The sequence below is a fragment of the Pseudomonas sp. AC463 genome, from assembly GCF_979253585.1.
The window spans coordinates 1-281 of the sequence record NZ_CEEDDZ010000488.1; the positions used below are offsets into that span (position 1 = coordinate 1).

1 protein-coding gene is annotated in these 281 nt (G+C 67.6%); it reads right to left on the reverse strand.

Translation table 11 applies throughout. The annotated features are described in order from the left end of the window. On the reverse strand, nucleotides 1-281 hold a 281-nt coding region (locus AC0IYH_RS31090; RefSeq protein WP_471838040.1), incomplete at both ends, for a hypothetical protein.

Consider the following 281-nt stretch of genomic DNA (forward strand, 5'->3'; position numbering starts at 1 on the left):
GCGTGTTGCCGCGGTTGTGATAAAGGGTGACGTCGTTCAGCCACGCCGGCACCTTCACCGCCCGCTCGGCGGCGGGAACATAGGGGGTGTAGGCGTAGGTGGGATCGGTGAGCCGGGCGAAGTTCTCCGGCGTCTGTACCGCATCACCGGCGAAGCCGGCGTTGATGGCGGGTCCGCCGACCCCGCCGCGCCGCTGATAGGGATAGGTTGCGCGGTCGCGATAGGGGCATTCGCTGCCCTCGCCGCATTCGCGATACTGGATCACGTCGGCGGTGTGGTTG